Origin of the sequence: Parasphingorhabdus sp. (assembly GCF_039968395.1) — a bacterium.
Taxonomy (GTDB): Bacteria; Pseudomonadota; Alphaproteobacteria; order Sphingomonadales; family Sphingomonadaceae; genus Parasphingorhabdus.
The window spans coordinates 58,139-76,315 of sequence record NZ_JBDVPV010000003.1; the positions used below are offsets into that span (position 1 = coordinate 58,139).

Below are 18,177 nucleotides of genomic sequence, written 5' to 3' on the forward strand. Positions count from 1 at the left end.
CGGTCGTAGCGGCTTATTCTTGTTCCATGGGAACTATAGGCGCTGATGGCAAAACCCGTTGTTTCGGGGGGCAGGCCGGCAAGGAATTTTACGGCGATTATCACGATAATGAATGGGGTGTCCCCGTTCACGATGACAGATTGCTGTTCGAAAACCTGGTCCTGGAAGGTGCGCAGGCGGGATTGAGTTGGGAAACTGTTCTGCGAAAACGTGATGGCTATCGCCGGGCATTTCACGGATTTGACATCGAACGCTGCGCGAAAATGGCGGATGCAGAACTGGAGGCGCTGCGAGAAGATGCAGGCATTATTCGCAACAAGCTGAAAATTTACAGCGTGCGCAAAAACGCTCTGGTGTTTCTCGAAATGCAAAAGGAATTTGGCAGTTTCGACCAGTGGCTTTGGAACCATCTGGACGGCCCGCCGCCGGTTAACAGGCCGAAGAGTTTCGCAGACATGGCCGCGACGTCACCGGTCAGCGACGCCATTTCCAAATCGCTCAAGAAACGTGGCATGAGTTTTGTCGGCAGCACGATCATTTATGCCTACATGCAGGCTATCGGCATGGCCGATGATCATTTGGCAGGATGCTGGAAAGCCTGAGGCAGTTCAGCCCCGGACAAAATCACCAAAGGTCATGTTTCTGGATTTCCGCCCGGCCTACAACCATGTGATGCACTTCATCCGGACCATCGGCAAAGCGCAAATGGCGCATGTCGGCATATAGACCCGCCAGCGGGAACCATTGCGACATCCCTGCGGCACCGTGCATCTGGATTGCCTGATCAATAATCGTGCAGACTTTTTCCGGCACCATGGCTTTTACCGCGCTGACATAAACGCGGGCTTCCTTGTTGCCGAGCACATCCATTGCCTTGGCCGCCTGGAGTACCGACAGGCGCATGGCATTGATTTCAATACGTGCACGGGAAACAAGTTCGACATTCTTGCCGAGCTTGATGAGTTTTTTGCCAAATGCTTCTCTTGAGCCACCGCGCTTTATCATCAGTTCCAGTGCCTGTTCCGCCTTGCCGAGAGAACGCATGCAATGGTGGATCCGTCCCGGTCCCAGGCGCACTTGCGAGATTTCAAAACCCCGCCCTTCGCCGAGCAGTATATTCTCCTTCGGGACGCGAACATTGTCGAACCGCATGTGCATGTGACCCTGCGGAGCATGATCTTCGCCAAAGACGTGCATGGGACCCAGAACTTCGACACCGGGCGTATCCTTGGGGACCAGAATTTGCGACTGCTGGAGATGGGCAGGGGCATCCGGGCTGGTCTTCACCATCACGATCAGGATCTTGCAGCGCGGGTCTCCGGCACCGGAAATGTAGAACTTTTCACCGTTGATGACCCATTCGTCTCCTTCGAGGACCGCCGTGGTGCTGATATTCTTCGCATCTGACGAAGCAACATTGGGTTCCGTCATCACATAGGCTGAGCGAATCTCCCCGTTCAACAGAGGCTCCAGCCATTTTTCCTGTTGCTCGGGAGTGCCGACACGCTCCAGCACTTCCATGTTACCAGTATCCGGCGCGCTGCAATTCAGGGATTCCGATCCCAGCGGAAACTTGCCCAGCTCTGCGGCTATATATGCATAGTCCAGATTATTGAGTCCCTGTCCGGTCTCTGCATTGGGAAGAAAGAAATTCCACAATCCCGATTCCTTGGCTTTGGTTTTCGCGCCCTCCAGCAATTCCAGCTGGCGTGGATGCCATGTCCAGCGATCTTCCTTTTCGTTGTTGAGCGCGAAAAATTCCTCGGTAATCGGCGCGACATTGTCTTCGAGATGCTTTTTGACCGCCGCCATCAGGGGCTGGGCCTTGTCAGACATGCGCAGGTCGAACAGTTCGGGATTTGTTTCGGTCATGGAAGATCCTTCATTGAAAATAATCATGACCGTATAATGAGCCAGTGCCGGGAATCCAAACTCTCAAAAGTGGAACGGATTGGACGGAGCGTGAGTGATTAGCTAGGACGCCGATATGAAAGAACATTTCGAACGCCACAAACAGCCCTGGAACTCCGAAGAGATCCAGAAGCTGCATGCTTTTGCCAAAAAGGGCATGACGCTCAAGGCGATCAGCAAGGCTCTGACCCGAAGCGAAGAATCAATCAAGAAACGCGCGAAGCAGGACAAGTTGAAGATCGCCAAAAAGCGATAGTCTTCTGATCAGCCAGCAACTGGTTCCAGTCCCATTGCGACCCGGCCAGTAAACTGCTGCTGACGTTTTTCGGGCAAGGGATGAAATTGTCCTGCATGCGCATCACGCAACAGTCGCTCTATTCCTGCGCCGCGCATAAATCCGCCTCCACCGCTGGCTTCGAGCGCTTTTTCGCAAACCAGGATGACATGATTGGCGCAGATGGTTTTGCGTGCAAGAATCTGACTTGCCAGTTTCGGACTGGGGGTGAATGCAAGATCATCGCAGAGATCGACCATTGAATCGACAGCCAACTGAGCGGTGGTCAGTGCATTTTCCATTTCACCGACCAGAAACGGCGTAACGGGATCACCGGCTCTTTTGGCGGCGCGTTCACGGGCAATCTCCGCAGCGGCTTCCGCAACTCCGGTGTAAACCGACATGATCAACGGCATGGCGACGGTGACGATCACACTGAAGGCACCATGAAAAGGACCGCGCGGACGTTTCAGTCCAACGGCAGCATCGGGGACGAAGACGTTGTTGAACCGAAGCGTTTGTGACCCTGTGGCACGCATGCCCATGGCTTTCCAGTCATCCAGAAATTCGACGCCCTCGCTTTTAAGGCTGAGCGGAAAGTGCAAAACAGAAGGTCCGTCGTCCGGGCAATCAAAGGCACAGGACGTGACTGCCAGATCGCCACATGGTGATCCGCTGCCAAATGGTTTGATCGCATTGATCTGATATCCGCCCTCAACGCGGGTGGCTTCACCGTTGGATTCCAGCCAGTCATTGGCACCGGTACTGACAAGTACCAGTTCGCCGCCAGCGACTTTTTCAAGCAGAGCCTGGCCGGGATTACCGGCTTCATGATTTTTCCGCGCAGCGCTGACCAGATGCTGGTGCATCGCCACAGCCAGTGCGGTCGAAGGACAGTCTTTTGCCAATCGGCGCAGAAAAGCACTCATTTCACGATGTGACAGACCGCGACCTCCAAATTCCGCCGGTACCTGTCCGGAGAAGATTTTGTGATCTTTGAGGGTTTTGTAATTGTCAAAAACGAATGCATCATCCTGCTCCTGTCGGGCAGAGTGCTTTGCAAAAATGGACCCGAGTTCGGCCGCTTCTTCAACCATAGATTCTATTGTCATTATGTTGCCTCCTGATTTTCAGGGGCAGGTACCTCTATCGATCCTGCCCCCGATTTTATTGCACCCGATCATGCCGCTTTTGCATCGGCTCCGGCCATAGCATGAACATCGGCAGCTTTCAGCATCTGCCCGCCAATACCCCAGTCACCTTGTTCCACTTCCTGAATGCGGACCCAGGTTACGGGACGAAGAGCTTCCCCTTCAATGGCAACCATGGTGTCGGTGACACGGCTTATGATTTCCTGCTTTTGTGTTGGAGTAAAAACGTCCTTGATGACGTCGATTGTTACGAGTGGCATTGTCATTCTCCTTTAAGTGTGAGCCGGATCATCCGGCGACAGGAAAACCAATAGGGTGAAGAAATCACTCCGTTTAGTTCACGGATTGAAGCAAAGCGCTACAAAGTATAGAGTATCCCGCTACAGAAGTTGAACTTAGGTCGAAAAGAACCTGTCGACGAGGGGATGAGTGAATGAAATATGGTCAATTTTGCCCGATTGCCAAAGCAACCGAGATACTCGGCGAGAAATGGACGATATTGATTATCCGCGAGCTGCTTGTTGGCAGCCGGCGGTTTAACGAGTTACAACGCGGTCTTGGTGACATTTCTCCTGCCTTGCTGACCAGTCGGCTCAAGTCGCTGGAGGAGCAGGGCATGATTGTCCGCCGCAAGCTTCAGGGTCAAAAGGGTTTTGAATATTATCCGACAGAAGCCTGCGAGGCCTTGCTCCCAGTGCTGATCAAACTGGGTGAATGGGGTTTGTGCTGGGCACGCCACACGGTGCTCGGTCCGGACATTGATGTGGAGTTTCTGATGTTCTACCTCGAGCGTAGCATAGACCCTGCAAAGCTGATCGGCGATCAATCGGTGATCCGGTTCCACTTCACGGATGTGGAAGAACAGAAAAACTGGTGGCTGCTGATCAATGGCGAAAAGGTTGATCTTTGTCTGAAAGACCCGGGCAAGGATGTTGATGTCTATTTTACCTGTTCCATCGTGACGATGCACGATGTCTGGATGGGAGACAGTACCTACAAGGAAGCCATCAAGTCGGGCGATTTGTTTGTCGAGGGTGAACCCGCCCTGACCCGCAATATTTCTTCGTGGCTGACGCCCAGCCTGTTCGCGGACTCGCCAAGAACGCCTGCAGCACACGCTGCTTGAACCAGTCCGAGGACATTGGCCCCATGATTCACCAATATCGTAGTTTTTCGACCCTGATTCCGGGTCACGGCTGTTGAGTCTGTCGCTTAACAACCGGATCGCTTTTGGAACGGGTGGGGCAGTTTATGCGGTCAAGGAAGCCGCATATATCATGTTCGTTCTGCTTTTCTACACGCAGGTTCTGGGCTTGAGCGGTTCGATTACCGGCATTGCGCTTTTCATCAGTATATTGTGGGACGGCGTTTCCGATCCCATAGTTGGTACCTGGTCCGACCGGTTTCGCAGTCGCTGGGGACGCCGCCATCCGTTCATGATATTGGGCGCCTTTCCGCTGGGCCTGGGCTTCATCGCACTGTTCAGTCCGCCGGAATTTATTGTCGCCAGTTCAAGTTTGCTCGGCGGCTGGCTGTTGATCTGTTCCCTGTGGATTCGAACGATGCTGACGCTATTTGCGATCCCGCATCTGGCTCTGGTTGCGGAAATGACCCAAAATTATCACGAACGCAGCCGTCTGCTGGGGATGCGCACCGGAATCATGTTTCTGATGGCGTTGTTGCTACCTGCGTTCAGCCTCTATTTTTTGTTCACGGACACAGGCGGCGAGGATGGTCGGTTCATTGTTGAAAACTATACCGTCTATGGCTGGATATCCGCGGGATTGGTTTGGGGCCTGTCGATCATCACGATCGGCGGCACCTGGAAATATATCGGAAACACGCAAGTAGCGATCCAGAAAATGCCGACCAGCAAGGGGCTGCGCGGCATGTGGCAGGACTTTCTGACGACCTTCCAGAGCGTCAACTTTCGCAATCTGCTCTATTATGACATCGCTGCCTCTGCGTCCTACGGCATTGCTGTGGCACTGAATATAATCATCTGGACCTATTATTGGGGGATCGATGCGGAGGAGACAGGGCTGATATTGGGTCTCTCAGTAGTCATGGCAGTCCCTCTGGCGCTGCTTACCCTGAAACCGATTAGCCATCGCCTGCCGAAACATCGCATCGTCTCCCTCGCCGTTATCTGCATGCTGATCGATATCAGCTGGATGTACCCGCTTCGATTACTGGACATTTTGCCGCCCAATGGTCACCCGGTCATCTTTTGGTCGCTGACCATGCAGAACATGCTTTTCATGTATTTTTTCATATTGCGGATCACGTCTGCTTATTCGATTACGGCAGATCTGACCGATGAACATGAAGTGCGGTCGGGCAAGCGTCAGGAAGGCGGGTTCAACGCCGTGTTCGCCTTCACATCCAAGCTCGGTAATGCAACCGGCCCGCTGTTCGGCGGCTTTGCGCTGGACATGATCGGCTTGAAAGAGGGGATGGCGCCGGGCGAAGTGGATCAGGCGGTTTTGGATGGATTGCTCTGGGCAATCGGAATTGGCGTGGTGCCGCTGATGCTTGTCGCGCTCTATTATACGACGCGCTTTTCGATGACGGAACAACAATTGTTGGATATCCAGAACGAGTTGGCCCTGCGGCGTGCGCGGAGCCGGGACTGAATTTGGCATCGCCTTGCAAATCTGTTGTCGTTCTGGCTTAAATGCACGCACAGGCGAGGGGGAAACCATGTTTAAGCACTGGACCATGAAAGCGCTGTTCTGTGCATCGCTGATTTTCGGGGCAGGCATTCCGGCACTGGCGAAACCACAGCCAATGACCGCTGAACGCATCGCGGAGATTGATACCTTTGTCGAAGAGCGGATGGAAGCGCTTGCAATACCAGGAGTTGCGATCGCGCTGATCGAAGACGGCGCGCTGGTCCATGCCAGAGGATTTGGTGTGACTGGGGAAGGTGGCGACCCGGTCAGTGAAAAGACCATGTTTCAGACCGGTTCGATCAGCAAGACGTTTGCCGCTACGGCTATCCTGCAACTGGCGAGCGAGCAACGGATCGGACTGGATGATCCGGTGGTCAAGCATCTGCCCTGGTTTCGTACGATATCCAAAGCACGCTCTGATACTATTACCGTGCGTCATTTGCTCAGTCATCGCAGCGGTCTGTCGATGTTCAAAGGCAATCGCAATCAGGATGGCGGGAGTGATGGAGCTGACGCAATGGAACTGGCGGTCCGGGAACTGGCCGGGCAGAAGCTGCAATCGGAACCCGGTGCACTCTATGAATATTCGAATGCCAATTATCAGATACTCGGAACGTTGCTCGAGGCGATCGAAGGGCAATCGTACGAAGAGATACTGAAAAAGCGGATATTTGAGACTGCCGGCATGTCCCGCAGTCTGGTGACAATGGCGACGGCGAGCCAACAGGATGCTGCGCAAGGTCATCGATACTGGTTGACCCGGCCGCTGGTCTACACCAGCGAAGCAGGCCGGGCGGTGCTGGCGCAAGGCGGGGTCAGCAGTTCGAGCAGCGATCTCGCCACATATCTGATCAGTTTCATCAACAACGATAATCAGCTGGTCGCCGAAGGCTTGCAGGCCGAAATGCTGACTTCCGAAGAGACTGGTCCCGGCCCGCATTATGCTTTGGGCTGGTTTACGCGTGCTTTTGAGGATCACCGCCTGATTTTTCATACCGGCAGTAATCCGGGTTATGAGGCTGTGGCCGGTTTCTCGCCGGAAAAGAAGTTCGGATTTGTTGTGCTGGCCAATGCGAACAGCAGTTTCGGCAATCGCGACGTTGCGACATTGACGCTGGGCGTGGGCAACATGGTCATGGGCCTTCCGGTCTCACCCGCGAGCCCGGACATGGTGTCACGGATCGGTTATTTCATTATTTGTCTGATACCGCTGTTTATGATCAGCGTGATCGTCGGATTTTTCCTGATCCGCAAAAGTCTTGTCAGCTTGAAGGGTCAGCCACTGTCCGGTGCCGTGCTGCTGCGGCTGGTATTGCCTTCACTGGCATTGCTGGCTTTGGCGTGGCTGCTGCTGATTACAATCCCGCAGGTGAACGGCGCACCGGTGCCGGCTATCGCCCTGTTTAACCCGGACATCGGCCTTGCTCTGCGCACAGGGGGCTATCTGGCGCTGTTCTGGGCGAGTGTCCGGCCGATATTGCGATGGCGGGCGGGTCGCGCCTAATCACCGGTGAGATGCATCACAATCTGCCGCTGATGCGCCTGGCGGCGATGCTCGAACAGATATATGCCCTGCCACGTGCCGAGCGCGAGACGGCCATCGACCACCGGAATTGACAGATGCGTCTGGGTCAGCGCTGCTTTGATATGGGCCGGCATGTCATCCGGTCCCTCGCTGTCATGCAGATAATGCGGCCCCTCTGGCGCGAAGCGTTGGAACGCCGCTATCAGATCATCCTGTACTTCGGGCGCGGCATTCTCCTGAATCAGGAGAGATGCGGATGTGTGCCGGCAAAAGAGCGTGAGCAAGCCGGCGGTGATCGCCTGGGTGCCGATCCAGTTAGCGGTCTCGCGGGTGAATTCAGTGAGCGATGGGCCGTTGGTGGTGATGGTTATTGTGTGTGTCTGGTGAGGCATGGTGTCTTTTGGCTTTTGACATAACTTTCAGGTTTGACGAAATCACCGTGATTGAAGCGGATTTCAACCAAGTCTGCAACATTCCGACCGGAGATACCAAAGACAGACTACTATTTGGAAGTGATACAAGATCGAAAACCCGGTTCACTCGTCCTGGTTTTCCCACGGTCATTCGCAATCTTTATGGTTTCCGCAGAAAATTGAGCCGACTTCTTGAGGTTTTTACCGTCTTGAAGCGCAAAATCATATGCCAGCACATAGTTTTCAAATGGCAGTTTGAATAAACAGGGTATCGCCGATGCACCGAAACTATGTTCGATCTCCGCCGTCATCTGCTGTCCCACAAAATAGGAATGTTCGCCAAAGGAACCATCGAAGGCTAATCCATATATTTCCGGAAACCGTTTTCCAATATCGGCCGGACTGCGATTGATAGCTTCAATCATATAGTCAAACAGACGGAAATTATAATCTAGGTGACGGTAGTTTCTGCGCGCCAAAGATCGAGAAAAGTTACTGTACCTCGCGGATCCCTTGATTTCGCGCATATCGCCTATATGAGATGCTGATCCTTCCAAAGCCAGTCGTTCAAACATGAAATCATAGCTTGCAGCCAATGATTTGACTTTGCTCAACCCCGGTGACTGCAGATAAGCAAAGTCGTTTTGCATTGCATGATAGGTTTCATGAGCGATCAACCGGGTAATGGCCTCATATTCACCTTCAATATCCGCTGCCAGGCAAGGAATATCGACAAAGAAGATACCCTTGTTCTGAAATCCGCCACAAGAGAAGCTGGCTCCGGCCAGCACCACTTTTCCTTCAAATGCATAACCCTCCGGGACATATGGTTGAAGAAGTTCGATAACGCGCGCGGTTAACTGCTCTCGGTTTTGTGACAAGAATGTGATGGCATTGCGCATTTCGGTCCGCTTTTTCACCAGTGCGGAAAATCTGAATGGGTCGGAAGAAGGAGTTTCGCAGCGTGAAATATGATTCAGGCCGATGATATAATTTTCAAATGAAAAACGTTCGGCAAATTCTCGATGATGAGCCAGCTGCGCCTGCAATGGCTCAGAATCAGACCATTCCCCCGGATCAATTTCAATGTTTGAACATGTGATTTCCAGCAAGCGCTCGGCCTGTGAAATATCTATATCGAGTTTGATATTTTGAGCCGATGCCGGAGAGATTGCTCCGAGTATCCAGAATATGATCAGAATATCGCGCATGTTGAATTCCTATGCTGTATTATATCAATAATACAGATTGGACGATCAGCCGCAACTGCAAAAATTCTGTGTGATATTCCAACGTCCGCCATTGCACCCATAGCGGACGTTGGTTTTCCCTGTGTCTATACGTCCAGATTGGCAACGTTTAGTGCGTTATCTACAATGAACTCGCGCCGCGGTTCGACGACATCACCCATCAGCTTAGTGAATATCTCGTCGGTCACGTCGGCCTGTTCCACAGTCACCTGCAGCAAGGACCGTACTTCCGGATCAAGCGTGGTTTCCCACAATTGTTCGGCATTCATCTCGCCCAGGCCTTTATAGCGGGAAATGGCGATACCTTTGCGGCCTGCGGCCAGAACGGTTTCGAGCAGCTCTGACGGCCGGGTGATCAGCGTGCCTTCACTGCCATCACTTGTATCACCGTCATCCGCCGCGCCTTTGACCAGCCGGCTGCCGGAAGCATAGGTCGCGGTTTCTTCGCTGGCGAGGCGGTGCAACTTGCGTGCCTCCGCGCTTTCAAGGAATTTTGGCTCGATGATGTGATGGTCGGTCACGCCGCGCCACAACCGGTCAAACAGATATCCGCCTTCTTCGGAGACGCGGCCGGACCAGCTGCCTTCTTCATCTACTGCGTCCATCCAGGACGCTGCGGCGTCAACTGCGGCCTGTCGTTCGGTTGGACCATGCGAAGGGTTGAGCGCACCGGTGAGGGCCATGCCTTCGACAATGGTGCTGTCATAGCGTCGCGGAACATAGGCCATCAGGCTGCGCATGCGCCGTGCATGTTCGATCAGACCGCGCAAGTCCTCGCCAGAACGGGCGCCTTCTGCGGTTTGCAAGATCATCCCTGAAAGCCCCGCATCAACGAGATAGTGATCGAGTGCATTGTCGTCTTTCAGATAGACCTCGCTCTTGCCCTTGCCAACCTTGTAGAGCGGTGGCTGGGCGATATAAAGATGCCCGCCTTCAACGATTTCCGGCATCTGACGATAGAAAAATGTCAGCAGCAAGGTACGGATGTGGGCGCCGTCGACATCGGCGTCGGTCATGATCACAATCTTGTGATAGCGCAGTTTCTCGATATCGAAATCCTCGCGGCCAATACCCGTACCCATGGCCTGGATCAGCGTGCCGACTTCCTTGCTGGACAGCATTCGGTCAAAACGCGCACGTTCCACGTTGAGGATCTTGCCCTTGAGCGGAAGTATCGCCTGATACTGGCTGTCGCGACCTTGCTTTGCGGAACCACCAGCAGAATCGCCTTCGACCAGAAACAATTCGCATTTCGATGCATCGCGCTCGCGGCAATCGGCAAGCTTGCCGGGCAGGGAGGCAATATCCATTGCGCCCTTGCGCCGAGTGAGTTCGCGCGCTTTTTTGGCGGCTTCACGGGCAGCCGCGGCGTCTATTACCTTCTGGATGACCATGCCGGCATTGGCAGGATTTTCTTCGAGCCACTCGGCCAGCTTGTCGGCCATCAGGCTCTCCAGCGGCTGGCGCACTTCGGAGGAAACCAGCTTGTCCTTGGTCTGTGAACTGAACTTTGGATCGGGCAGCTTGACCGATACAATAGCGGTCAGGCCTTCGCGCATGTCATCACCGGTCAGCTTGACCTTTTCCTTCTTCAGCGCACCGGAGCTTTCTGCATAGTTATTGAGCGTCCGCGTCAGCGCCGAGCGGAAGGCTGCCAGATGGGTACCGCCATCGCGCTGCGGGATGTTGTTGGTGAAACACAGGACGTTTTCATAGTAGCTATCATTCCACTCCAGCGCGACATCGATGGTGACATCGTCGCGGGTACCGCTGATGGCAATCGGATCAGGAACCAGAGCGGTCTTGTTGCGGTCGAGAAACTGGACAAAGGCCGCGATGCCGCCTTCATAATAGAGATCAATCTCTTTCGCCTCTTCATGCCTTTCGTCACGCAGCAGGATATGAACCCCGCTGTTGAGGAACGCGAGTTCGCGATAGCGATGCTCGAGCTTTTCGAAATCAAATTCGGTAATCTTGAAGGTCTCGGGTGAGGGGAAGAACGTTACCCGCGTGCCCTTTTTGACACCGGTTTCATTATCCGCAGGAGGGGCATCGCCGATCACGTCCAGCGAACGCACGGCATCGCCAAATTCAAAGCGCATATTATGCTCTTTGCCATCGCGCCAGATATTGAGTTCCAGCCATTCGGACAGGGCGTTGACCACGGAAACGCCTACGCCGTGCAAGCCGCCAGAGACCTTGTAGGCATTGTCGTCCGAGGTGTTCTCAAACTTTCCGCCCGCGTGAAGCTGGGTCATGATGACTTCCGCCGCCGATACGCCCTCTTCCTTGTGCATGCCCACCGGGATGCCGCGGCCATTATCTTCGACCGAAACACTGCCGTCAGGATTGAGCGTGATCAGAATGAGATCACAATGCCCGGCCAGGGCTTCGTCAATTGCGTTGTCCGAAACCTCGAACACCATGTGGTGGAGGCCGGAGCCGTCATCGGTGTCACCAATGTACATTCCGGGCCGTTTCCGGACGGCATCCAGTCCTTTCAGGACCTTGATGGAATCCGCGCCATATTCATTCTGATTGGACGCATTGGACGGTTGATCGTCCCCTGTTTCGGGGCTGTCATTTTCTGTGTTTTCACTCATCCTTTCCTTTTAGACCCGGGGACCGTGAAACCCAAGAAAATTGTTGGATTTGGAGATATTAAAATCCTTTTATATCAATGGATTAATTATATTTGCGAGTGAACTATCCAATGCGCTGCTTCTCGCGGTTCAAATGCTGTCCTAAAGCTTCATCCAATATGGAGAAAAGCTGATGACGAACCCCGCCGATATGGTCCCATTCGCCAAAACCATGGGCATTGAAATTACACATATGGCCAAAGAGAAAATCAATGGCCAGATGCTGGTCCGGCCAGATATCTGCACCGCCGGCAATGGTCGCGGAACGCCGTCAATCCATGGTGGCGCGGTGATGACATTTGCCGATGTTCTGGGCGCTTTTGGCGGGTTCGCCAATTTACCGGAGGGATCAAACGGGACCACAACGTCGGAGAGCAAGACCAATTTTCTGAATGCTGCACCGGAAGGGCAACTGGTCTATGGCGAGGCAACACCCCTGAAAGTCGGCCGCCGCCAATCGGTCTGGCAAACCCGGATCACGCTGGAAGACGGAACATTGGTGGCGGTGGTGACCCAGACGCAGATTGTTTTGTAGGGGAGTGACAAGACCGTGCAGCCCGGAACAGGCGGGGTGTAGAGGTTAAATAAACAACGCCCGGCGCCAGAGGTTAAAAAAACTCTTCTCTAACCCCCAACCGCTCGCTCCGCGGCTGGCGCAGGAAGGAAAAAATGATCCGAATTCCATGGTTCGACAGGCTCACCACGAGCGGTGTTTGGTTCAACCGAACACTTCAACATTTTCCCGTCTTCCCAAAGCCGCTGCTTTTAGGCTAGACCCCACTCATGATCAGAACTGTACTTGCTGCCTCGATTTTATGCCTGACTGTCATGGCCTGCTCGGAAACGACCAAGGTCAGCGATGATCTGGAGGAAGCCCAGACCGATGTCGTCAATCCGACCGGACGGACCGAGCGGGTTGGCTCCAATCCGGACGAACGCCCGGTGCGGATTGGTGAGGGCGGACCGCGCTTTGATGCCTGTCAGGCGATGGGCCGGGTTTCCGGACTGCGTAGCGGCGATCTCGGCGTGCTTATAGCGCCGTTTGACAGCGCCAAGCGCAAGGATGGGCTTGTCTCGGGCCAGCTGGTCCATATCTGCGCCCGCAGCCATGACCAGCAATGGTTCGGCATCGTCTATGCGGACACGCCCGCAGAGGGCGCCGAAGCAACCGATTGCGGCGTATCTTCTCCCGTCCGTTCCAAACGCAATTATGACGGCCCCTGCAAGAGCGGCTGGGTCGAGAGTACGTTTGTGAAGCTGGTGGCAGGGTGATGATAGCCGACATTATCAATAGCCAAAACTGTCAAGCTCGTCTTTCGAGTGATAGCCGAGCGGCGTTGGAAAGACCCAGCAACATTCCTGATTGAATTAGACCGGAGAATAATATGCTTTTGCTTTCGGTGTTGCTCGCTTCTGGTCAGCCCGCACATTCCGATCCACCCAATTTAGTTGTGGTCGGGACGGAGAAACTCTCAAGAATTACCCGTCTCGACAACCTGTTGGGTAAGCGAAAATATAATGACATTAACGTGCTACTTGCCTCCGCGGACAGCAAGGAAACGGCGAGTGAGGACCTGCTGTGGTTAAGGGATCGCAGCATCAACTCACCGTCGGCGTTTATCAATTTCACCTACGCGCGCATCTTGTGGGCGGCTTTGGGGCAACAAGCTGACCCTAGGCTTGATCAGGCACGACAAACGGCTGCAGCGATGCTGATTTACACCACAGTGGTCTTCGATATCGACGGTGCGCGATGTTCAGATCACACCGCGCCGTCAGACCGGCTCAACAATATTATGTCACAAAACTACCCGATCCTGGAATATGCGCGAAAGACCAGTATCGAGAACAAACAGCAAATCATTCGTATCGTCACAAGGCTGGATCAGAAAAATGCCTCGGAACGAGCAGAAAATTTCGACAGCGAGTTTTTGTGTACCGGCGGCTTGCAGCATATGGCCCACATGATGGAACATGGCAATTCAAAAGAGCGGCCTGCGAGAGAAGGTGAAGTCGGGCGACAAATCGAGTTGAGCGACGGTGATGAGAAATATGTGCCGCCGCTAAAGGACAAGGAAGATTGGCTAAAGGTGGCCGCTGACAAGCGCACAAAGTTACAAAAATGGCTATTCAATCTGCTTGAGAAGCCAGAAAATTGAGTATTCTATTATGACTCTCGATCCCATCACCTATCTCGAACAGCCTTTCGGCGACCTTGCCGATCTCATCAACGCACATGCCGTGAACCAGCCGGATCGTATTGCTCTGGACGATGGCGAAGAGAAGCTGACATGGGCTGAAACGGCGGCTTTGGTCAATCGCATTGCCGCGCAAATGCAGGCCGACGGGCTGCAAAAAGGACAGGCGGCGGCGATTCTTGGTACCACGACCATCCGCTACGCTCTGGTCTATCTTGGTGCGATTGTCGCGGGTGGATGCGCTGCGCCGCTCACCACTTCTGCGACGCCTAAACAGCTGGCCAATATGGCACGGGATAGCGGAGCGATGCACTGGTTTATTGATGGCCCCAAACGTGCCGAGATGCTGGACAGCGGACTCGACCTGCCGCCGCTCAATCATATCATGATGGATGCCGCCAAGGACGACGCGCCGTTTTTGTTCGACTGGATGGCGGACGAAGGTGCGATGCCCACTGATCCCGACGTCGGTCCCGAAGATCCCTATAATATCATTTATTCCAGCGGCACCACCGGCACGCCCAAGGGCATAGTCCACAGCCGCCAGATGCGCTGGTACCAGATGGCGGTGGGCGAAAATTCGGGCTATGGCAAACCGGGTCAGGTGTCGCTGTTTTCGACCCCGCTTTACTCCAATACCACGCTTGGAATTTTTGTCGCCACCATGGCTTATGGCGGTACGGCAGTATTGATGCGCAAGTTTGATTGCCAGCGCTGGCTGGATCTCGCGCAGCACCATCGCGCTACCCATACCATGCTGGTTCCCGTTCAATATCAAAGACTTATGGATTTCGAAGGGTTCGATAATTACGACTTGTCGACCTTCACCCACAAATATTGCACCAGCGCACCTTTCTCGGCGGAGCTCAAAGCAGAGGTGCTGGAGCGCATGCCCGGCGGGTTGATCGAGATTTATTCGATGACCGAGGGCGGGGTGGTCTGCATACTGCTGGCCCATGCCCATCCCGACAAATTGCATACCGTGGGCATCGCCTGGGGCGGCAGCGAGGTAATTACCGTTGACGAAGATCTCAAGCCTTTGCCGCCCGGTGAAATGGGTGAACTGGTCGGACGCTCGCAAACCATGATGAGCGGCTATCAGAACCAGCCGGAAAAAACCGAAGAGGCCAGCTGGTATGATGCCAATGGCGATCGCTGGCAGCGCATGGGTGATATCGGTCAGGTCGATGCGGAGGGTTTTATCACGCTGATGGGCCGGTCCAAGGACATGATCATCTCTGGCGGTTTCAATATCTATCCGCGCGACCTCGAAGAAGCGTTGATGGAGCAACCGGGCGTGGCAGATGCAGCCGTGATCGGCATCGCGTCAAAACAATGGGGTGAGACACCGCTCGGCTTTGTCGTGCCTGAACCGGGCGTTACGCTGGACCTGGAAGCGCTCAAGGCGGAAACCAATGCCGATCTCGGTAAAACCCAGCGATTGTCCGAACTGCGATTGATTGATGAGCTCCCGCGCAGTCATATCGGCAAGATTTTGAAGACAGAACTTCGGGATATGGCAGGTCCTTCGGGCGCATAAAAAAGGGCGGTGTTTCCACCGCCCTTTTTTGCAAGTTGTGTCAGTCCGATCAGGCGGCTGCTTTGGCTTTCAGGGCCTTGCGGCGACGGCCAAATGCCAGACCTGCAACACCCAGTCCGAGCAATCCGAGAACGCCGGGAGCCGGAACCGGAGTTCCGCCAGTGCTGCCGCCGGTTGAACCGGTGTAGCGCAGTTTGCCCTTGCCATCGAAATCGAACGTGCGACCCCAACGGTCACGGCCGTAGGTCCAAAGAAAGTTGGAATTGCCGCTCAGCGCAATCTGCGTATATTTGGGGCGGGTTGATTGATAGGCGTTATATGTCCGGCCATAACGGGTAAATGTCCCGCTGATATCGCTCGCCAGGTAAGTGGTATTGCGCGTGGCGCCGGTGAAACCCTTCAGCTTGTCGCTGGTTACGGTCAGATCAATGTTGCGTCCTTTGTAGGTCGCAGTGCCTGCGGTCGAATTGACAGTCACCGTCGCATTACCGATCCCGTTGTTGATATAGGCGTTATAATCATAGATCGCTGCCTGTGCCGGTGACTGGGCGGCCAGCGTTGCTGCGATGCCGGTGATGATCAATGTTTTCTTCACGTTTCTGTTTCCTTCCATCCCTGATTTGCGAAGCTGATATCCGGTTGAAGGTTGAATATCAGTGCTTGCAAAGCAATCCGGCAAAAAGAAATGCAATAGATATGCCAGTCATAAATAATGATTAAAAAGCAAGCAGATAAATGTTAACCATCATTGTTCATGCGGCAATAACGTTAAAATTTCCGACACTATTTCAACATACGGGCTTCCACCGTAAAACCGGGAAAAACACCGATTGACGTTAGCCAAAATGAAAGACATTCTTGCTAGTTTCCTGGCATGAAAAAGGTCCCACTTTTCCCGATTGCGGGCAAAATAATTGTCCAGTTGATCGCTGTCGGCGCGCTGGCCGCCTGTTCAGCAGGATCCGAACACCCGGTGAAAGACGCGCGTGCGGCCATTGCGGGTCAGGACTATCTGTCCGCCCGTATTCACCTGATGACGGCCCTTCGCGAGAACAGCAGTGACCCGGAGACGAACCTTTTATTTGCCAAGGTGATGATCGAGCTGGGCGATGGCCTTGGAGCTGAAACGGCGCTCGGCAAACTGGAAGGACAGGCGTCCTATCGGGAACGTGTGCAACCGCTGCTGGGCAAGGCGCTGCTGCTGAATGGGCGGAACGACGAGGCACTGGAACTCGTGGTCAATTCGCAGGAGCTGAACAGCGCGCAACTGCGATCGATCGAGGCCATGGCCTTGCTGGGGCTGGAGAGGATGGAAGAAGCCGAGGCCGTGCTGTCAGAGGCGCTGAAGTCAGATCCCGGTGATCCCGAGCTGAACTGGATTCGCGGCAATCGCAGGCTGGAACTGGGTGACCTTGATGCGGCGACGCGTCACGCCGATCTGGCTTTGGAACGGGCGCCCGACAGTATGGAAGCACTGCTTTTGTCCGGCCGGATTTCGCTTGCAAAAGCGGATGGAAAATCAGCGCTGGCAACTTTCACCAGATTAAGAGAAATTCGCGCGGACAATGTCGTGGCCGAATATTTGCGCGGAGTAACCCTGAACGATCTTGGCGATCAGAGTGCGGCGCAAAAGAGCTTCGAGGCGGTTCTGTCAGCATCGCCCACTCATCCCTGGGCCACTTATCATCTCGCCAAAATGGACTTTGACAAAGGCAAAAGCGATGCTGCCTACGAACGCCTGCTCAACACCAAGGCGGATATCAGTGAAGTCCCGCCCGCTCTGCGTCTCGCCGGGATACTGGATGTACGGCGGGGCAATCACGAGCAGGCGATTGACAAGCTGAACCGCTATTTGTCCCGGAGCCCCGGTGATGCGGAATCCGTGATGACCTTGTCCGGTGCGCTTTCGGCGGCTGGCAATCATGCCGAAGCTTGGCAGGCCATCTCGCCGGTTGCGGATATGGTGACAGCACCGGTTGAGGTTCTGGAACAGGCCGCGAAACTGGCGTCCAGGGCCGGGCAGGAAAACGCGGCGACCTATTCTCAGCGCGCCGCGGCTTTGAAAAAGGACCCTGCCACCAATGCTGTGTTTCAAGCCGAACAGGCGATTATTGCGCAGGACTGGAACCGTACGGTCAAAATTTATGACCGCCTGCTCGCCCGCCCGCACCCCCAGAAAGTGATGTTGCTTAACAATGCCGCGATGGCGCAGCTGAACCTGTCGCGCGGGAATCAGGCTGTGAAGCTGGCCGAAGAAGCGCTGACGCTGGCTCCGGACGATCCGATGGTGAAGGATACGCTGGGCTGGATTCTGCTGCAGACGCGCAAGGACAAGGCACGCGCCTTGCAGCTCATTCGGGAGGCAGCTGCATCAGCGCCAGGCAATCTCGAAATTCAATGGCATCTGGCGAATGCGTTTGCCGCCAATGGCCAGTCGAATGAAGCGAAACAGGTGGTTGCCACAATTGCACCGGGAGCCGGCGGAGAACAGCGGGTCCAGATCGAGAATTTACTGGCGTGGTTGTGAAGATTGGAGAGGGGTATAAAAAAACCTCTATCCTCCCAAAAAATATGGACTCTCATCTTCCCGGCCATTAA

17 protein-coding genes are annotated in these 18,177 nt (G+C 54.3%); 10 read left to right on the plus strand and 7 right to left on the minus strand.

Annotation, left to right across the window (positions count from 1 at the left end; genetic code table 11):
• The first annotated feature begins 26 nt into the window (after positions 1–26).
• Positions 27–602 carry a DNA-3-methyladenine glycosylase I gene (locus ABJI30_RS08235; protein WP_348015703.1) on the plus strand — a complete coding sequence of 192 codons (576 nt, stop codon included), beginning with the start codon at positions 27–29 and terminating at the stop codon, positions 600–602.
• A gap of 22 nt (positions 603–624) precedes the next feature.
• Here the strand turns inward: ABJI30_RS08235 and ABJI30_RS08240 are convergent, their stop codons facing one another.
• Positions 625–1,872, minus strand: coding sequence for an acyl-CoA dehydrogenase family protein (locus ABJI30_RS08240; protein ID WP_348015704.1), 1,248 nt, complete (start codon positions 1,870–1,872; stop codon positions 625–627).
• A gap of 115 nt (positions 1,873–1,987) precedes the next feature.
• Here ABJI30_RS08240 and ABJI30_RS08245 point away from each other — a divergent pair, with 115 nt between their 5' ends.
• Positions 1,988–2,167 (plus strand): hypothetical protein, encoded by a 180-nt coding sequence (locus ABJI30_RS08245; RefSeq protein ID WP_348015705.1) that lies wholly within the window; start codon positions 1,988–1,990, stop codon positions 2,165–2,167.
• An 8-nt stretch (positions 2,168–2,175) separates the two neighbouring features.
• Here ABJI30_RS08245 and ABJI30_RS08250 read toward each other — a convergent pair whose 3' ends face one another.
• Positions 2,176–3,297, minus strand: coding sequence for an acyl-CoA dehydrogenase family protein (locus ABJI30_RS08250; protein WP_348015706.1), 1,122 nt, complete (start codon positions 3,295–3,297; stop codon positions 2,176–2,178).
• Between the two features lie 68 nt (positions 3,298–3,365).
• Positions 3,366–3,596: a tautomerase family protein gene (locus ABJI30_RS08255; RefSeq protein WP_348015707.1), complete on the minus strand. Its 231-nt coding sequence runs from the start codon at positions 3,594–3,596 to the stop codon at positions 3,366–3,368.
• Positions 3,597–3,769: 173 nt separating this feature from the next.
• Here ABJI30_RS08255 and ABJI30_RS08260 point away from each other — a divergent pair, with 173 nt between their 5' ends.
• From ABJI30_RS08260 to ABJI30_RS08270, 3 genes are all read left to right on the plus strand, one after another.
• On the plus strand, positions 3,770–4,462 hold the full coding sequence (locus ABJI30_RS08260; protein WP_348015708.1) for a winged helix-turn-helix transcriptional regulator: 693 nt from the start codon (positions 3,770–3,772) through the stop codon (positions 4,460–4,462).
• A gap of 73 nt (positions 4,463–4,535) precedes the next feature.
• Positions 4,536–5,972 (plus strand): MFS transporter, encoded by a 1,437-nt coding sequence (locus tag ABJI30_RS08265; RefSeq protein ID WP_348015709.1) that lies wholly within the window; start codon positions 4,536–4,538, stop codon positions 5,970–5,972.
• 67 nt (positions 5,973–6,039) lie between these two features.
• Positions 6,040–7,515 (plus strand): serine hydrolase domain-containing protein, encoded by a 1,476-nt coding sequence (locus ABJI30_RS08270; protein WP_348015710.1) that lies wholly within the window; start codon positions 6,040–6,042, stop codon positions 7,513–7,515.
• Here ABJI30_RS08270 and ABJI30_RS08275 read toward each other — a convergent pair.
• The 3 genes from ABJI30_RS08275 to gyrB form a co-directional block, all read right to left on the minus strand.
• A complete protein-coding gene (locus ABJI30_RS08275; protein ID WP_348015711.1) occupies positions 7,512–7,928 on the minus strand; it encodes a secondary thiamine-phosphate synthase enzyme YjbQ in 417 nt (138 codons plus the stop codon). The two genes, ABJI30_RS08270 and ABJI30_RS08275, sit on opposite strands and share 4 nt — an antisense overlap.
• Positions 7,929–8,038: 110 nt before the next feature.
• Positions 8,039–9,160 carry a DUF5700 domain-containing putative Zn-dependent protease gene (locus ABJI30_RS08280; protein ID WP_348015712.1) on the minus strand — a complete coding sequence of 374 codons (1,122 nt, stop codon included), beginning with the start codon at positions 9,158–9,160 and terminating at the stop codon, positions 8,039–8,041.
• A gap of 125 nt (positions 9,161–9,285) precedes the next feature.
• Positions 9,286–11,802, minus strand: a complete 2,517-nt coding sequence (gene gyrB, locus ABJI30_RS08285; protein WP_348015713.1) for a DNA topoisomerase (ATP-hydrolyzing) subunit B — start codon at positions 11,800–11,802, stop codon at positions 9,286–9,288.
• Between the two features lie 172 nt (positions 11,803–11,974).
• Here gyrB and ABJI30_RS08290 point away from each other — a divergent pair, with 172 nt between their 5' ends.
• The 4 genes from ABJI30_RS08290 to ABJI30_RS08305 all read left to right on the plus strand — a co-directional run bounded on the left by ABJI30_RS08290 (position 11,975) and on the right by ABJI30_RS08305 (position 15,579).
• Entirely contained in the window at positions 11,975–12,376 is a 402-nt protein-coding gene (locus tag ABJI30_RS08290) for a PaaI family thioesterase (RefSeq protein ID WP_348015714.1), read from the plus strand.
• 248 nt (positions 12,377–12,624) lie between these two features.
• Entirely contained in the window at positions 12,625–13,113 is a 489-nt protein-coding gene (locus tag ABJI30_RS08295) for a hypothetical protein (RefSeq protein WP_348015715.1), read from the plus strand.
• Between the two features lie 113 nt (positions 13,114–13,226).
• On the plus strand, positions 13,227–14,000 hold the full coding sequence (locus ABJI30_RS08300; protein WP_348015716.1) for a hypothetical protein: 774 nt from the start codon (positions 13,227–13,229) through the stop codon (positions 13,998–14,000).
• Positions 14,001–14,010: 10 nt separating this feature from the next.
• Complete coding sequence (locus tag ABJI30_RS08305) at positions 14,011–15,579, plus strand: class I adenylate-forming enzyme family protein (RefSeq protein ID WP_348015717.1); 1,569 nt, start codon at positions 14,011–14,013, stop codon at positions 15,577–15,579.
• A gap of 49 nt (positions 15,580–15,628) precedes the next feature.
• On the opposite strand, the gene ABJI30_RS08310 is transcribed toward ABJI30_RS08305, so the two are convergent.
• Positions 15,629–16,174, minus strand: a complete 546-nt coding sequence (locus ABJI30_RS08310; RefSeq protein WP_348015718.1) for a PEP-CTERM sorting domain-containing protein — start codon at positions 16,172–16,174, stop codon at positions 15,629–15,631.
• 279 nt (positions 16,175–16,453) lie between these two features.
• Between ABJI30_RS08310 and ABJI30_RS08315 the strand changes: the two genes are divergently transcribed.
• A complete protein-coding gene (locus ABJI30_RS08315) occupies positions 16,454–18,106 on the plus strand; it encodes a tetratricopeptide repeat protein (protein WP_348015719.1) in 1,653 nt (550 codons plus the stop codon).
• Positions 18,107–18,177 lie beyond the last annotated feature (71 nt).

What these genes read in the sequence shown, in the direction of transcription:
- ABJI30_RS08245 (WP_348015705.1), top strand. Translation starts at nt 1,988, where the DNA reads ATGAAAGAACATTTCGAACGCCACAAACAGCCCTGGAACTCCGAAGAG.
- ABJI30_RS08255 (WP_348015707.1), bottom strand. Translation starts at nt 3,596, where the DNA reads ATGCCACTCGTAACAATCGACGTCATCAAGGACGTTTTTACTCCAACA.
- ABJI30_RS08280 (WP_348015712.1), bottom strand. Translation starts at nt 9,160, where the DNA reads ATGCGCGATATTCTGATCATATTCTGGATACTCGGAGCAATCTCTCCG.
- gyrB (WP_348015713.1), bottom strand. Translation starts at nt 11,802, where the DNA reads ATGAGTGAAAACACAGAAAATGACAGCCCCGAAACAGGGGACGATCAA.
- ABJI30_RS08300 (WP_348015716.1), top strand. Translation starts at nt 13,227, where the DNA reads ATGCTTTTGCTTTCGGTGTTGCTCGCTTCTGGTCAGCCCGCACATTCC.
- ABJI30_RS08270 (WP_348015710.1), top strand. Translation starts at nt 6,040, where the DNA reads ATGTTTAAGCACTGGACCATGAAAGCGCTGTTCTGTGCATCGCTGATT.
- ABJI30_RS08305 (WP_348015717.1), top strand. Translation starts at nt 14,011, where the DNA reads ATGACTCTCGATCCCATCACCTATCTCGAACAGCCTTTCGGCGACCTT.
- ABJI30_RS08275 (WP_348015711.1), bottom strand. Translation starts at nt 7,928, where the DNA reads ATGCCTCACCAGACACACACAATAACCATCACCACCAACGGCCCATCG.
- ABJI30_RS08315 (WP_348015719.1), top strand. Translation starts at nt 16,454, where the DNA reads ATGAAAAAGGTCCCACTTTTCCCGATTGCGGGCAAAATAATTGTCCAG.
- ABJI30_RS08260 (WP_348015708.1), top strand. Translation starts at nt 3,770, where the DNA reads ATGAAATATGGTCAATTTTGCCCGATTGCCAAAGCAACCGAGATACTC.
- ABJI30_RS08295 (WP_348015715.1), top strand. Translation starts at nt 12,625, where the DNA reads ATGATCAGAACTGTACTTGCTGCCTCGATTTTATGCCTGACTGTCATG.
- ABJI30_RS08240 (WP_348015704.1), bottom strand. Translation starts at nt 1,872, where the DNA reads ATGACCGAAACAAATCCCGAACTGTTCGACCTGCGCATGTCTGACAAG.
- ABJI30_RS08250 (WP_348015706.1), bottom strand. Translation starts at nt 3,297, where the DNA reads ATGACAATAGAATCTATGGTTGAAGAAGCGGCCGAACTCGGGTCCATT.
- ABJI30_RS08235 (WP_348015703.1), top strand. Translation starts at nt 27, where the DNA reads ATGGGAACTATAGGCGCTGATGGCAAAACCCGTTGTTTCGGGGGGCAG.
- ABJI30_RS08290 (WP_348015714.1), top strand. Translation starts at nt 11,975, where the DNA reads ATGACGAACCCCGCCGATATGGTCCCATTCGCCAAAACCATGGGCATT.